Source organism: Bradyrhizobium sp. 199 (assembly GCF_023073355.1).
In the GTDB taxonomy this organism is placed as follows: Bacteria; Pseudomonadota; Alphaproteobacteria; order Rhizobiales; family Xanthobacteraceae; genus Bradyrhizobium.
Window position 1 is genome coordinate 925,700 of the sequence record NZ_JADPJI010000002.1, and the last position, 14,199, is coordinate 939,898.

13 protein-coding genes are annotated in these 14,199 nt (G+C 64.1%); 11 read left to right on the plus strand and 2 right to left on the minus strand.

Annotated elements, in window-relative coordinates:
* Positions 1-43: 43 nt before the first annotated feature.
* Together IVB28_RS04430 and IVB28_RS04435 are read left to right on the plus strand one after the other, a co-directional pair.
* Positions 44-784: a TetR/AcrR family transcriptional regulator gene (locus IVB28_RS04430; protein WP_247524831.1), complete on the plus strand. Its 741-nt coding sequence runs from the start codon at positions 44-46 to the stop codon at positions 782-784.
* A gap of 121 nt (positions 785-905) precedes the next feature.
* A complete protein-coding gene (locus tag IVB28_RS04435; RefSeq protein WP_247524832.1) occupies positions 906-1,391 on the plus strand; it encodes a DUF2852 domain-containing protein in 486 nt (161 codons plus the stop codon).
* 159 nt (positions 1,392-1,550) lie between these two features.
* Here the strand turns inward: IVB28_RS04435 and IVB28_RS04440 are convergent, their stop codons facing one another.
* Positions 1,551-2,714, minus strand: coding sequence for a fatty acid desaturase (locus IVB28_RS04440; protein ID WP_247524833.1), 1,164 nt, complete (start codon positions 2,712-2,714; stop codon positions 1,551-1,553).
* A gap of 319 nt (positions 2,715-3,033) precedes the next feature.
* Here IVB28_RS04440 and IVB28_RS04445 point away from each other — a divergent pair, with 319 nt between their 5' ends.
* Positions 3,034-3,801: a serine acetyltransferase gene (locus tag IVB28_RS04445; protein ID WP_247524834.1), complete on the plus strand. Its 768-nt coding sequence runs from the start codon at positions 3,034-3,036 to the stop codon at positions 3,799-3,801.
* Positions 3,802-3,888: 87 nt separating this feature from the next.
* Here the strand turns inward: IVB28_RS04445 and IVB28_RS04450 are convergent, their stop codons facing one another.
* Positions 3,889-4,407 (minus strand): DUF2231 domain-containing protein, encoded by a 519-nt coding sequence (locus IVB28_RS04450; RefSeq protein WP_247524835.1) that lies wholly within the window; start codon positions 4,405-4,407, stop codon positions 3,889-3,891.
* A gap of 547 nt (positions 4,408-4,954) precedes the next feature.
* On the opposite strand from IVB28_RS04450, the gene tolQ reads away from it, so the two are divergent.
* The 8 genes from tolQ to ybgF all read left to right on the plus strand — a co-directional run bounded on the left by tolQ (position 4,955) and on the right by ybgF (position 14,082).
* Entirely contained in the window at positions 4,955-5,671 is a 717-nt protein-coding gene (gene tolQ / locus IVB28_RS04455) for a protein TolQ (RefSeq protein WP_247524836.1), read from the plus strand.
* Positions 5,672-5,714: 43 nt separating this feature from the next.
* Positions 5,715-6,164 carry a protein TolR gene (tolR, locus tag IVB28_RS04460; RefSeq protein ID WP_247524837.1) on the plus strand — a complete coding sequence of 150 codons (450 nt, stop codon included), beginning with the start codon at positions 5,715-5,717 and terminating at the stop codon, positions 6,162-6,164.
* A 3-nt stretch (positions 6,165-6,167) separates the two neighbouring features.
* Complete coding sequence (locus tag IVB28_RS04465) at positions 6,168-7,127, plus strand: protein TolA (protein WP_247524838.1); 960 nt, start codon at positions 6,168-6,170, stop codon at positions 7,125-7,127.
* A gap of 41 nt (positions 7,128-7,168) precedes the next feature.
* The gene (gene tolB / locus IVB28_RS04470; protein WP_247525339.1) at positions 7,169-8,515 is read left to right on the plus strand and encodes a Tol-Pal system beta propeller repeat protein TolB; all 1,347 of its coding nucleotides are present in this window, start codon (positions 7,169-7,171) and stop codon (positions 8,513-8,515) included.
* Positions 8,516-8,754: 239 nt separating this feature from the next.
* Complete coding sequence (locus IVB28_RS04475) at positions 8,755-11,076, plus strand: EAL domain-containing protein (protein WP_247524839.1); 2,322 nt, start codon at positions 8,755-8,757, stop codon at positions 11,074-11,076.
* Positions 11,077-11,267: 191 nt separating this feature from the next.
* Positions 11,268-12,005 (plus strand): hypothetical protein, encoded by a 738-nt coding sequence (locus IVB28_RS04480; RefSeq protein WP_247524840.1) that lies wholly within the window; start codon positions 11,268-11,270, stop codon positions 12,003-12,005.
* A gap of 340 nt (positions 12,006-12,345) precedes the next feature.
* Complete coding sequence (gene pal / locus IVB28_RS04485) at positions 12,346-12,834, plus strand: peptidoglycan-associated lipoprotein Pal (RefSeq protein WP_247524841.1); 489 nt, start codon at positions 12,346-12,348, stop codon at positions 12,832-12,834.
* 201 nt (positions 12,835-13,035) lie between these two features.
* Positions 13,036-14,082 (plus strand): tol-pal system protein YbgF, encoded by a 1,047-nt coding sequence (gene ybgF / locus IVB28_RS04490; protein WP_247524842.1) that lies wholly within the window; start codon positions 13,036-13,038, stop codon positions 14,080-14,082.
* Positions 14,083-14,199 lie beyond the last annotated feature (117 nt).

Consider the following 14,199-nt stretch of genomic DNA (forward strand, 5'->3'; position numbering starts at 1 on the left):
CCGCTAGTGACCTTCACGGCCGGCTCATGTAAAAGTCGTTCACATGAGCTGGCGCAAGGAGCAACGCCGCGCCGAGCGCGGCTATCATCACGGCAATCTAAAGGAAGCGCTGTTGCAGGCCGCTCTCGGACTGATTGCCGAGAAGGGCGCGGCCGGCTTCACCTTTGCCGATGCCGCGCGCATGGCCGGCGTCAGCGCGGCGGCGCCCTACCGGCATTTCCGTGACCGCGACGAGCTGTTGTCCTCGATCGCCCAGCGCGGTTTCGAGCAGTTCGAGGCGCGCCTCACCGCGGCCTGGGACGATGGGCGGCCCGATACGGTCACCGCGTTCGAGCGCGTCGGCAGGGCCTATCTTGCTTTCGCCCGCGAGGAGCCCGCCTTCTACAACGCGATGTTCGAATCGGGTCTGCCGGTCGACGCCAATCCGGCGCTGCAGGCCGCGAGCGAGCGCGCTTTCAACATCATTCGCGCCGCGGCCGAGCGGCTCGCGGCGCTGGCGCCGCCCGGCATGCCGCGTCCGCCGGCGATGATGATGGCGCTGCACATCTGGTCGATGGCGCACGGCGTGGCCTCGCTATTCTCGCGTGGGGATGCCGCGCGACGAAAGCTGCCGATGTCGCCGGATGAGCTGTTGGAGGCCGAGGTGCTGATCTATCTGCGTGGCCTCGGCTTCCCGACCGATCGCCGTCCGCCAGGCAGGAGCGCCGAGCCGCCGCCGGTGCCGCCGGAGGCGTCCTCCGGTTCGGCTGTGCCGCCGGGCGGGCCCTGGGGCAAGCCGAAATAAAATTACGCAAATAATCACGCGGGCGTGTCAGGCGGCCGGCTTGACAAAATCGCGGGATGATCTAGCTATGTAAATGTTATTTACATTCACAACGGCGCAGATGCCGCGATGGAGATGGGAAATGGCCTACACCGCTGATGTCAATCGATGGCGCGGCCCTTCGGATCAAAACTACGAGCGCCCCCGCATGCTCGATACGCCCTGGCATCCCGGCTGGATCGCCGTGACCATCCTCGGCTTCATCATCTGGTGGCCGATCGGACTTGCCCTTCTCTTTTTCACACTCGGGAGCAGAAGAATGTCGTGCTGGAGCAACCAGGATCGCTGGCAGAACAAGATGGAGCGGATGCAGTACAAGATGGATCGCATGCGCGGCCGCATGGAGCGCCGTGGCTTCGGCTTTGGCTTTGGCCCGCCGTCCTCCGGCAACCGTGCTTTCGACGAATACCGCTCTGAGACGCTGCAGCGCCTCGAAGAGGAGCAAGTCGAGTTCAGGAACTTCCTCGACCGTCTGCGTCACGCCAAGGACAAGGAAGAGTTCGACCAGTTCATGGCGCAGCACAAGACGCGTCCGACCCCGCCGCCGACCGATCAGCAGCAGGGTTGACCTTCAAGGCTGACACCTCAAAGCCTTCAGGCGCATGCCCCCAAAGTCCTGATGGCCCCGAACCGCCCGTCTGCGCAACCCGCAGGCGGGCGGTTTGGTTTTTGGGAATGCGAGGCCGGCACCGTCAGGTTGGACGACCTTGGTCTGGATTTGTTTTGGTCAGCGCGCCGTGGCGAGCTGCGCGCGAAGCGAAGCCAGGAAGTGTTCGTAGGCGTGATCCACGATCTCGTTGAGTGACCGCGTTCGCGCGAAGATCGCCTTGGCCTCGGCGAGAAACTCCTCGCGGGTCGGTATCTTCGGCAGATGCAGATGGGTCAGCGCGTCGACCCCGTCATGCGCGCGATTGAGGATCTCGTGCAGCGTCGGCAGTTGCAGCTGGGTCGGGTCGGCCCGGTGCAGTGCCGATGAGATCGCGTGGGCCAGGGCCTTCGCATCGAACCGTCCGGCGAGCTGATGGGCTGCCCGATTGATCACCCGCGCGCCGAGCGGCTGCTCGTTGCGCAGCACCTGTTCGGGCGGCGCCTTCATGTTCCAGACGATTCCGAACCAGGACAGCACCTTCAGGACGTAATAGGTGATGTCGATCTCCCACCAGCGAAAGCCCTGCCGCGCGCTGCTCTGGTAGGCGTGGTGATTATTGTGCCAGCCCTCACCCAGGGTGAACAGCGCCAGCAGCCAGTTGTTGCGGGAATCATCGCCCGTCACGTAGCGCTTGCGTCCGTGCACATGGGCGAGCGAATTGATGCAGAAGGTCGCATGATAGACCAGCACGGTGCTCCACAGGAAGCCGACGACCAGACCCGACCATCCCGCAACCAGGAAGCACAGCGTCGCAAGCACAAAGGCCGGCAGAAGCTCGAGCCGATGCAGCCACATCAACTCCGGATAGGCCGCGAAATCGCCGACTTTCACGAGGTCGGTCGCGTCGTGCTGCCGGTCGAAAATCCAGCCGAGATGGCTGTACAGGAAGCCGCGATGACGCGGTGAATGCACGTCGTTTTCGGTATCGGAATGGAGATGATGGTGCCGGTGCTTGGCCGCCCACCACAACACGCTCTTCTGCGCGGTGCTTTGCGCAAGGCAGGCCAGGATGAACTGAAACACCCGGCCTGTTGCGAACGCCCGATGCGAGAAGTAGCGGTGATAACCCGCCCCGATCGCAAACATCCGCAAGCAATAGAGCGACACGCAGAGCGCGACGGCCTGCCACGTGACGCCCGTCCAGATCGCCGCAAAGCACCCGAGATGAACCAGCAGGAACGGCACGGCAGAGGGGTACATGATGTCGTCGTGGTGATCGTCGGCGGGCGCGTTAGGCGACATGTTTCAGCGTGACCTTAGGTAGCGGGATCCGGGATTCGCGTCGGCAGCACTGATGGCCGCCGGGTACGAAAAACCCGCGGATGGCGGACCACCGCGGGGGTTGAACGAGATGCTTGCCTGCGCATCTCCGGCCAAAGCAGCGTCGGCCGAAAACTCGACTGACTATATGGTTGCGGATGCCCGGCACGCAAGCTCGTAGCCTCACGGGGGAACTGCGGCACGATGCTCCGGTAGGGCCGTGCCGCCCGCGGCGTGGTGCGCGGGGTGGTCACAGGCTATAGTTGAGACTTAAAGGAGCCCCAAAACACGGGAGGCCGGGATGACGACAGCTGTGAGCGCGACGAACGATCGCCTCTGGCAGAAGATACGCGATGAGGCGCGGCGTGCGGTCGCATCGGATCCCGTCTTCGGCAAGTCGCTCGCCGAAGCGGTCCTCGCCCATGACGGCTTTGCGGCGGCTCTGGCCGATCTCATCGGACGCAGGCTGGGCGGCAACGTCGCCGAGCAAGCGCGTTTCATGGCCTATTCGCGCGACGCCTTTCGGCACTCGCCGGAATTGATCGAAGCGTCCGGCCGCGACTTGCAGGCCATCGTGCGCAGCGATCCGGCCATCGCCGGGCTGTTGGCGCCGCTGCTGCATTTCAAGGGCTATGTCGCGCTGCAAGCCTGGCGTGTCTCGAATTGGCTCTGGCAGCATGATCATCGCGATGCAGCGCTGCTGTTTCAGAACGAGGCGTCGAACGTGTTGCAGGTCAGCATTCATCCGGCCGCGAGCATCGGCTCGTCCGTCTATCTCGACCACGCCACGGGTATCGTGATCGGCGCAAATGTCGTGATCGGCGACGAGGTCACCATCCTTCAAAACGTCAGCATCGGCCGCAGCAGCGAACTGCCGACGCGCTCGCCGCGCATCGGTCGCGGCGTCTTCATCGGCGCGGGCGGGACCATTTTGGGCGACATAAGGATCGGCGATTTCGCCAGGATCGGCGCCGACACGGTCGTGACCTCCGACGTTCCCGCTGGCAGCACCGCGGTCGGAAATCCTGCACGATTGACCAACTGCCCCAAGCCTGCCTCGGCGGCCTGATGCGCATCACGTGATGGGATGCGGCCGGGCGCGGCCGATCAGCACCATATGTTCGCCGGGGGGCACCCCCGGCGACATGCCGTTGCCTCAAGCGGCGCGGCGATGGCTCTCGCCGCCACGGTGGGGCGTGACCGGCTCCGAACTGGTCTGGCCCGGTGCATCCAGCACCGCGACGTGATGCCGGTAGACCATCTCCCAGCCCTTCCATCCCGTGAACAGGAGGATTCCGACCACGATCAGGGAGAGCGTCAAGCCCCACGGCTTGATCGCAGCCTCTGCGCCTTGCGCGTAGCGGAGGCAGAAATTGACCAGGGCCAGCACGACCGCCGCGAGATTGCCGACCATGTGGTACCAGGCATCGTTGAGGCGGCGGATGCGGGGCTCGCTGAAGAAGTCCGTAAAGCCGGCCGCGGCTGCAACGAGCGCCGTGACGATACCGGCGCCGATCAGCCAGATCGCGGCTCTGGCCCAGAAATTGTCGCCGGTTCCGATAAAGGCCAGATCGGCGATGGGCGCGCCGACCAGAAATGCGACGGGGAACGGGATGAGCATGGGGTGGAGCGGGTGATCGCCGACAGCGGCGGTCGTCTTGGGGTTGATGGTCATGGCAGGACCTCGCGCGAAGTGATTTTCGGGACAATTTTCCGGAGGAGGGGTGGTTCCTCAGCGCGCTCCATGCACGCGGACTCTCGTGCCCGGACGCAAAGCAGCGCCCCTTTGGCGGTGCTTGCAGAGCCGGGGCCCATCGGTCCCGCACGAGAACCTGCTTCTGGGTTCCGGCTCTGCAACGCGAACAGCGCTGCGCTGCGTCCGGGGCACAAACCACCCTCAAACGCCTGCGCTGCCTACCTTTCCCGCAGCCTAATTCACCCCTGGTAACCTCGCATTAACCAACGGCGGGCTCTGGTAAGGGTGGACAATCGCGCCCAAAGCCTGAAGCCAGGCCCGTCAAGGCCCGGGGCCAAAGGCTCATAGTTTTGACATCTTGGCAGGGAATGCAGACGGCCGGCTTTGGACGAGCCCCTGCACCCCCAAAAAGACAAGGCTTTGAGCGGGCTTGCCGGCCGCGCCGGTGCTAGCGGGGCTATTGGGAACCGGCAGCCATTTGCTGGCCGGCACGTCAGGTAACGATCGCCTTGAGAGGATACTGCTTATGAATCCGGCCGACGTGGCTCAGTCAGCCCTTCCGGTTGCCGCTTCCGCGGACGTGTCGCTGATCGCGCTGTTCTGGCAGGCTCACTGGATCGTGAAAGCGGTGATGCTCGGGCTTCTGGCGTGCTCGGTCTGGGTCTGGGCGATCGCCATCGACAAGATATTCCTGTTCGCCCGCACCCGCCGCTCGATGGACCGTTTCGAGCAGGCGTTCTGGTCCGGCGAATCGATCGAGGAGCTCTATCGCACGCTCTCGGCCAAGCCGACGCACTCCATGGCCGCCTGTTTCGTCGCAGCGATGCGCGAGTGGAAGCGGTCGTTCGAGAGCCAAGCCCGCTCGGTCGCGGGTCTGCAGATGCGCATCGACAAGGTGATGAACGTCTCGATCGCGCGCGAGGTGGAACGGCTGGAACGCCGCCTGCTGGTGCTCGCCACGGTCGGCTCCGCCGGCCCCTTCGTCGGCCTGTTCGGCACGGTCTGGGGCATCATGTCGAGCTTCCAGTCGATCGCGGCGTCGAAAAATACCTCTCTGGCAGTGGTGGCGCCGGGCATCGCGGAGGCGCTGTTTGCGACTGCCGTCGGCCTTATCGCCGCCATTCCCGCCACTATCTTCTACAATAAGTTCACGTCCGAGGTGAACCGGCAGGCCCAGCGGCTCGAAGGCTTCGCCGACGAATTTTCCGCCATCCTGTCGCGTCAGATCGACGAGCGGGGCTGACGGGCGGCATGTATAGTCTGAAGGGCAATTTGGGCACGCGATCATGGCGATGAACGTTGCGAGTTCGTCCGGAGGCGGCGGGCGCCGAGGCCGGCGCAAGCCCGTCGTGGCCGAGATCAACGTCACGCCGATGGTCGACGTGATGCTGGTGCTGCTCATCATCTTCATGGTGTCGGCGCCGATGCTGACGGTCGGCGTGCCGCTCGACCTGCCGCAGACCCAGGCCAAGAGCCTCGAAAACAACGACCAGAAGCCGATCCAGATGTCGGTCGACATCAAGGGCAAGGTCTTCATCAATGACGCCGAGATCGCGATCAACGAACTGGTGCCCAAGCTGAAGGCGATCACGGACGCGCGCAGCGGGCTCGAGGAGCGCATCTACCTGCGCGCCGACAAGAAGGCGGATTACGGCACGGTCGCCAAGGTGATGGGCCTGTTGTCCGGCGCCGGGTTCAAGAAGCTCGCCCTCGTCACGGAAGCGGATCAGGGGTAAGCCGTGAAGGTGAACTTCGACAAGACACTCGTTGCGTCGATTGCCCTCCATGTCCTCGTGCTGGGTTGGGGGCTCGTCACCTTCAGCAGCAAAGCCTACGTCGCACCGGAAGAGTCGCTCCCGATCGACATCATCTCCACCGACCAGCTCGCCAAGATGATGGCGGGGCAGAAGACGGGCGAGAAGGACAAGCCGAAGCCGAAGGTCGAGAAGATTGCGGAGCCCAAGCCCGAGGAAGACGCCGTCGGCAAGGTCACCGAGAAGAAAGAGCTGATCAAGACCAATTCGCAGCCGGAGCCACCACCGAAGCCCGTCGAGAAGCCGGTCGAGAAGAAGCCCGAGCCGCCGAAGCCGGTCGCCGAGGCCAAGCCGAAGGAAGAGCCGAAGCCGCAGGAAAAGAAGCCTGATCCGGCCAAGGAAGATCCGATCGCCGAGCTGCAGAAGAAGCTGGACACCAAGAAGCCGCCGCCCAAGCCGGTGGAGCAGAAGGTCGCGGCGGTGCAGCCGCAGCAGCAGCCCAAGCCGAAGGAGCGCAGCTTCGATCCCGCGCAGATCCAGCGCGACCTCGACAAGCGCGCCGCGACCCGGCACGAGCTCACTGGCTCGGCGCTGAACGCGTCGGCGGCACTGGGAGCGGCAACCGGGACTGCCGCCAACAACGTCGCGACCTGGCGTGGTGCATTCCAGGGCGCGGTCAAGCGCTGCTTCACGCCGACCTATAACGGGCAGGATGCCGATCAGTACGAGGCTGACATCGACATTCCCATGAAGATCGATGGATCGCTGGCGTCCGAGCCGATCGTCGTCGCGGTGCGAGGACCGTCGCGACCGATCGCGCAGGCGGTGGCGGAGAGCGCCAAGCGCGCCATCGTGCAGTGTCAGGTCTACTCGTTCATGCCAAAGCCGCAGTACGAGAGCTGGAAGCTCATTCCCATGACTTTCGGCCTGAAAGATATGTTGTGACATCCGAACAAAAGAATTTCGCAATGAATGACGCCCGATCGATGAACCGCCGCCGCTTCATGACCCTGACCGGATCGACGCTCGCGATGCTCGGGGGCGGACAGACCTTCGCGCAGGGGCAGCCGCGAATTCGTATCGATCCGACCGAGTTTCAGCCGATCCCGATCGCGATCACCAACTTCCTGCCGGGCTCGCCGTCCGATGGCGAGGTCGGCAACGGTGTCACGCAGGTCATCACCAACAATCTGAAGCGCTCGGGCCTGTTCGCCCCGATCGACCAGGCCGCCTTCATCGAGCGCATCAACAACATCGACGTCGCGCCGCAATTCCAGAACTGGAAAACCATCAACGCGCAGGCGCTGGTCACCGGCCGCATGACGCGGCAGCCGGACGGCCGGCTCAAGGCCGAATTCCGCCTGTGGGACGTGGTGTCCGGCCAGCAGCTCGCCGGCCAGCAGTATTTCACCTCGCCGGAATATTGGCGCCGCATCGCCCACATCATCTCCGACCAGATCTACGAGCGGATGACCGGCGAGAAGGGTTATTTCGACAGCCGTGTGGTGTTCGTGGACGAAAGCGGCCCGAAGGAGCGCCGTGTCAAGCGGCTCGCGATGATGGATCAGGACGGCGCCAATGTGCGCTATCTGACCCGCGGCTCCGACCTGGTGCTAACGCCGCGCTTCTCGCCGAACTCGCAAGAGATCACCTATATGGAGTTCGGCCAGGGCGATCCGAAGGTCTATCTCTTCAACATCGAGACCGGCCAGCGCGAGATCGTCGGCAACTTCCCGGGCATGACCTTTGCGCCGCGCTTCTCGCCGGATGGCCAGCGCGTCATCATGAGCTTGCAGCAGGGCGGCAATTCCAACCTGTTCGTGATGGATCTGCGCTCGCGATCGACCACGCGCCTCACCGACACGCCGGCGATCGACACGTCTCCTTCTTATTCTCCGGATGGCGCCCGCATCTGCTTCGAATCCGATCGCGGAGGGCGGTCCCAGATCTACGTGATGGCCGCCAGCGGTGGGCAGGCGCAGCGCATCTCCTTCTCCAAGGACGACACCAACGCCAGCTATTCGACGCCGGTGTGGTCGCCGAAGGGCGACTACATTGCCTTCACCAGGCAGGGCGGCGGCCAGTTCTCGATCGGCGTCATGAAGCCCGATGGCAGCGGCGAGCGGCTGCTCACCTCCGGTTTCCACAACGAAGGCCCGACCTTCTCGCCGAACGGCCGCGTGCTGATGTTCTTCCGCGATCCCGGCGGCAACGGCGGGCCCTCGCTGTACAGCGTCGACATTTCGGGACGCAACGAGCTGAAGGTGCCAACGCCGGGCTTCGCCTCCGACCCGGCATGGTCGCCGCTATTGTCCTCGACCGCGGGCCAATAAATCCCGCGCTCGCAACGCGCGATGTTGTCGAAAAAAAATGCACAGATTTTTTCGGGTTGGGGGAGGAAAGCAAGCCTTTCTTCACCTTGAGCCCGGCAGTACTTGCCTAGTTGCTTGAAATATCAGCAGAAACAGGTTCGCGATTGCCGAAAAACAACTCGACTTTAACGATGTTCCCTCAGAAAGACTTCACTAGGGCTGGGTAAAAGTACGCGCCAAACAGGACGCGTAACAAGCCAATGCAGCTGGCCGACCAGAAGCAGAGTGATCGAGACGAGCTGGAGCCGATTCTCTACGCCGCTCTCATCAACTCCATGGTGCAGAATTTCTGGGCGATCTTCCTCGGCTCGGCCTCTGCGGCCGTGGCCGCGGTGATGACTGCGTTGAAGACCGGCGACGTCTGGCTGTGGCCGCTCGCCTTCCTGCTGATTGCGATCGGCACCGCGCGTGCATTCCAGATGCGCGGATACGAAAACCGCACCAGGCCGCTGTCATTCGAAGAGGCCAAGCACCTGGAGCCGCGTTACTGGTTCGGCGCGCTGAGCTATGCGGCGGTGCTCGGCGTGTGGGCCTTCGTCGTCATCTACAACAACAACGATCCGGTCACCGACATGCTCTGTGTCGCCATCGGCATCGGCTACACCGCGGGCGGCGCCGCCCGCAATTACGGACAGCCCCGGGTGATCCAGTGGCACATCGCGCTGGCCTGCGGTCCGATGTCGCTCGCCCTGCTGCTGCACGGCGGGTTCTACCACATCGGTCTTGCCATCCTGCTCGTGTTCTTCTTCATCGGGCTCAAGAACATCAACCTCACCCTGCACGCCATTTTCGTCAAGGCGTTGACCTCGAGCTTCCGCGAATCCGCGCTGGCGAGCCAGTTCGACACCGCCCTCAATAACATGCCGCACGGCCTGTGCATGGTCCGCGCCGATGGCCGCCTTGCGGTGATGAACCACCGCTTCGGCGAGCTGATGAGCTTGCCCGAGGACCTCGTCAAGCGCGGCGCAACTGCCGCCGATGTCATGTCGGCCTGCGTGACCGCCGGGTCGATCTCGGCGGAGAGCGGCGAGCAGATCCTGGCCGGGATCGAGCACGGGCGGGTTCGCGAGATCATCACTGCCGATCCGGATTCTTCGCGCGACCGTACGCTGGCCTGGACGTTCCAGCCGATGGCCCGCGGCGGCACGGTGCTGCTGCTGGAAGACATCACCGAACGTACCAATGCGGAAGCCCGCATCAGCCATCTGGCTCGTTACGACGAGCTCACGGCGCTGCCCAACCGGGTCAGCTTCCACGACGAGATCGAGCGGCTGCTGAAGAATTCGCATCATGCCGAGTGCCTCTCCGCGCTGCTCTTCGTCGACCTCGACCAGTTCAAGCAGGTCAACGACACGCTCGGCCATCCCTGCGGCGACCAGCTGCTGTGTGCCGTCGCCAACCGTCTGCGCGAGATGCTGCGCCCGGAAGATTTCGTCGCCCGCTTCGGCGGCGACGAGTTCGTCGTGTTCCAGCAGAACATCTCTTCGCCGGAGGACGCCGCAGCGCTTGCCCGCCGCATCGTCGAACGGTTGAGCGAGCGCTACCGTATTGACAATCACCTGGTCGAGATCGGCGCCAGCGTCGGCATCGCGCTGACCTCGCCGGAAGGCCTCAGTGTCGACACGCTGCTCAAGAATGCCGACATGGCGCTGTATCGCGCCAAGGCGGACGGCCGCGGCACCTTCTGCTTCTTCCGAGACGAGATGGCGGCGACCGTCGAGGCGCGCCGCATCCTTGAGCTCGATCTGCGCAAGGCGCTCGCCAACGAGGAGTTCGAGCTGTTCTATCAGCCGCTGGTCAATCTGAAGTCCGGCAAGATCACCACCTGCGAGGCGCTGCTGCGCTGGAATCATCCGGTGCGCGGCACGGTCTCGCCGATCGACATCATTCCGGTCGCCGAGGACATGGGCCTGATCGTCGATCTCGGCCGCTGGATCCTGCGCCGCGCCTGCATGGAATGCATGAAGTGGCCTGAGGCTGTCAGCGTCGCTGTCAACTTCTCGCCGCAGCAATTCCACCAGCGCGACGTGCTGAGCGAAATCCGCTACGCGCTCGAAGTCTCGGGCCTGCCGGCGCATCGGCTGGAGATCGAGATCACCGAGTCCTCGCTGCTGCGCAACACCCAGCTCACCCACGACATCCTGTCGCAACTGCACACGCTCGGCGTGCGCATCTCGCTCGACGATTTCGGCACCGGCTATTCCAGCCTCAGCTACCTGCACAATTTCCCGATGCAGAAGGTGAAGATCGACCGCTCCTTCCTCGAAGGGATCGACACCGACCGCCCGCTGACGCTGCTGCGCGGCGTGGCGCGGCTATCGGCCGATCTCGGCATGGCGGTCGTGGTCGAGGGCATCGAGACCAACGAGCAGCTCGATCTCATCAGCGCCGACGGCACCGTCTCGGAGGCGCAAGGCTATCTGTTCAGCCGCCCCGTGCCCGCCGTGCGCATGCGCCAGCTGCTCAACGCCTCCCATGGACGGCGCGGCGAAAGCCAGCTTCAGGTGGTCGGCTTCGCTTAAGTCCATTTCGAAACGTGCCATGATTTCAGGCTGTTGCAGGCTCACCGTAGTGCTACGGAGGTTAACCCTAACACTTCGATTGCTTTGCAAACTTCTTAAGGAGGTGTTAATAAATCGTCGCGCCCGCGCAAGTTGTCTTGCAAGGAATTGGCTTCGAATGTCGTGGGCGTGAGTGTGGGTAAGGAGTTGGAATGCAGTCCTCAGCCAGATCTGTCATTTCGGCTGTTGGACGGGGAGCTGAGCTCCTGACCGACGTCGATTATCATCTTGCCGAAACCGCCGCGGAGAAAGAGGAGATCTACAATCTCCGCTACCGCGCCTATCTGCGGGAAGGCGCCGTCAAGCCGTCGGCGGACGCGCGGGTCACCGACCGCTACGACGAGCTGCCGAACGCCTGGACCTTCGGCGTCTATCTCCACGGCGAGCTCTGCAGCTCGGTACGCATCAGCGTGCTGACATCGGAATGGCAGGAATCCACCTCGGCCGACGTCTTCCAGGACATCCTGCTGCCGCGGCTCGATCGCGGCGAGGTCATGATCGACCCGACCCGCTTCGTCGCCGATCCCGACCAGATCAAGCGGGTTCCGGAACTGCCCTATCTGACGACCCGTCTCGCCTACATGGCCTGCGAACATTTCAATGCCGATCTCGGCCTCGCCATCGTGCGCTCCGAGCATCAGGCCTTCTACCGGCGGGTGTTCCTGCACGAAACCATCGCCGAGCCGCGGCTCGTTCCGGGCCTCACCAAGCCGTTCGGATTGATGGCGGCGGACTTCCCGACCTTCCGCAAGAAGGTGTTCGAGCGCTATCCGATCATGCGCTCGACCGCCTTCGAACGGCGGATGCTGTTCGGGCGCGGCAGTCAGCATCAGGTCCCGCAGCGGCCCGTCCCGCAGCCGGTGCTCGTGGCGGACGCCGCTCACGCCTGAGTCGGCGCCGGCCCGTCTTGGATGCAAACCCGGTTTCGGGCTTGGGCCGGGACAGGGGTCCCGGACTTGGCTTGGCTGTGAGCCGAGTGCTTCCGTTCACCACGCATCAGGTCCTGGCCCTAAAATTCAGGCAAAGGCCGGCGCTTTTGCCGGTTGGCGCGGCTTGCCTTCACCCTCGCGCCACATTTACAACCCATTAACCATGACGGTTGCTTTTCGCTGGTTGGGGGCATTTGACCGGCTGTGGCAAGGTTCCATCAAGGTTGACGGAACGTTCGCTTAACCAACCCCCTGTAGACCGGACAGCAGTGGACGAAAACGTGAGCGTGGAGGCTCCGGAATGAAACATCCTATGCGTATCCTCCAGGGATTGAAGCTGGTCGCAGTGCTCGCCGTCGCGCTGTCGATGGGCGCCTGCGCCAACAAGAATGCCGCGACGGATGCGATGGCCAATGCGGCAACGCCTGGCAGCCAGCAGGATTTCGTGGTGAACGTGGGCGACCGCGTGTTCTTCGAAAGCGACCAGACCGATCTGACTCCGCAGGCGATCGTGACCCTGGAGAAGCAGGCGCAGTGGCTGCAGAGCTATCCGCGCTACAGCTTCACCGTCGAAGGTCATGCCGACGAGCGCGGCACCCGCGAATACAACATTGCGCTCGGCGCCCGGAGAGCCCAGTCGGTGCGTTCGTTCCTCGCCTCGCGCGGCATCGATCCGAACCGCATGCGCACGATCTCCTACGGCAAGGAGCGGCCGGTCGCCGTCTGTAACGACATCTCCTGCTGGTCGCAGAACCGTCGTGCCGTCACCGTGCTGAACGCGAGCTCCTGACGCCGGGATACTGACACTCAGTCAGCCGCCGTTCATCTTCCAAAACCGAATATGCCGGCGCCCTCTCGGGCGCCGGTTTCGTTTCAGCAATCCGTGACAGAAACCCGGTGGTGCCAGTCACAGTTTTGGCGTACTCCCCTTCAATGTGTGGCGCGTCGAATGTTCCGTCGCAGGCCATTTCGCTTTCGTCGTCAGGACAAGATGTCATCCAGATTTAAGGTCTTTACCGGCACCGTGGCGATGGCCACGCTGCTCTCTTTCGGCTCGCCCGCACTCGCGCAGTCGGACGATGATCCAGAGATGCGGATCGAGCGGCTGGAGAACCAGCTGCGCCAGCTCACCGGCCAGAACGAGGAGCTGCAATACCGCAACCGCCAGCTCGAAGACCGGCTGCGGGCGCTCGAAGGCGGCGCGCAAGTTGCGCCCGGACAGGCGCCCAATGTCGCGGCGATGCCGCCCGCCCAGCTCGCACCAGGTCAGGTCGCACCGGGCTATCGCCAGCCGCCGCAGCAGCAGGCCGTGCAGCCGAACTACGAGCAGCCGCAGATCGCCGGCCCTGCGCCGATCATCCAGGAGCAGCCCGCGCCCGGTGCCCCCGGCACGCGCCGCCGCGGCGATGCCTTCGATCCGAACCAGAACCCGAGCGCGCCGGGCGCGCCGCGCGCGCTCGGCGGCGGCCAGCAGCCGATGCAGGCAGGCGCTCCCGGCGGCCGCGGCGCCGGCGAGCCGCTCGACCTCGCCAACACCAGCCCCCGTTATCAGCCGCAGGCGGCGCCTCCGGCCGCGCAGCCCGGCTATCCGCCGGCTCAGTCCGGACATCCTGCGCCATCAGGCGGCACTGGCCTTGCCACCCTGCCGCCGTCGGCAACGCCGCGCGACGAGTTCGACCTCGGCATCGGCTACATGCAGCGCAAGGACTATGCGCTGGCCGAGCAGACCATGAAGAATTTCACGCAGAAATATCCGAGCGACCCGCTGCTCGGGGATGCGCAATACTGGCTCGGCGAGAGCTTTTTCCAGCGCCAGCAATATCGCGACTCCGCGGAAGCCTTCCTCGCCGTCACCACCAAATACGAGAAATCGGCCAAGGCGCCGGATGCGCTGCTGCGACTCGGGCAGTCGCTCGCCGCCTTGAAGGAGAAGGAGGCCGCCTGCGCCGCGTTCGGCGAGGTCGGCCGCAAATATCCGCGCGCCTCGGCCGGTGTCAAAGCCGCGGTCGACCGCGAGCAGAAGCGGGTGAAGTGCTAAAGCGTGAGGCTCCGTCTTTCACCTCTCCCTCCAGGAGAAATGCAGGCGACCGCGTCTAGGCGCTGACAACGGGGACGGCGCTGCGTTAAACAGTCTGACGACGGTCAGGGCCCGCGT

Excerpts from the sequence above, each read along its gene's own strand:
- IVB28_RS04445 (WP_247524834.1), top strand. The coding sequence starts at position 3,034 with ATGACGACAGCTGTGAGCGCGACGAACGATCGCCTCTGGCAGAAGATA.
- tolR (WP_247524837.1), top strand. The coding sequence starts at position 5,715 with ATGGCGATGAACGTTGCGAGTTCGTCCGGAGGCGGCGGGCGCCGAGGC.
- ybgF (WP_247524842.1), top strand. The coding sequence starts at position 13,036 with ATGTCATCCAGATTTAAGGTCTTTACCGGCACCGTGGCGATGGCCACG.
- IVB28_RS04435 (WP_247524832.1), top strand. The coding sequence starts at position 906 with ATGGCCTACACCGCTGATGTCAATCGATGGCGCGGCCCTTCGGATCAA.
- IVB28_RS04450 (WP_247524835.1), bottom strand. The coding sequence starts at position 4,407 with ATGACCATCAACCCCAAGACGACCGCCGCTGTCGGCGATCACCCGCTC.
- IVB28_RS04440 (WP_247524833.1), bottom strand. The coding sequence starts at position 2,714 with ATGTCGCCTAACGCGCCCGCCGACGATCACCACGACGACATCATGTAC.
- pal (WP_247524841.1), top strand. The coding sequence starts at position 12,346 with ATGAAACATCCTATGCGTATCCTCCAGGGATTGAAGCTGGTCGCAGTG.
- IVB28_RS04480 (WP_247524840.1), top strand. The coding sequence starts at position 11,268 with ATGCAGTCCTCAGCCAGATCTGTCATTTCGGCTGTTGGACGGGGAGCT.
- IVB28_RS04430 (WP_247524831.1), top strand. The coding sequence starts at position 44 with ATGAGCTGGCGCAAGGAGCAACGCCGCGCCGAGCGCGGCTATCATCAC.
- tolQ (WP_247524836.1), top strand. The coding sequence starts at position 4,955 with ATGAATCCGGCCGACGTGGCTCAGTCAGCCCTTCCGGTTGCCGCTTCC.
- IVB28_RS04475 (WP_247524839.1), top strand. The coding sequence starts at position 8,755 with ATGCAGCTGGCCGACCAGAAGCAGAGTGATCGAGACGAGCTGGAGCCG.
- tolB (WP_247525339.1), top strand. The coding sequence starts at position 7,169 with ATGAACCGCCGCCGCTTCATGACCCTGACCGGATCGACGCTCGCGATG.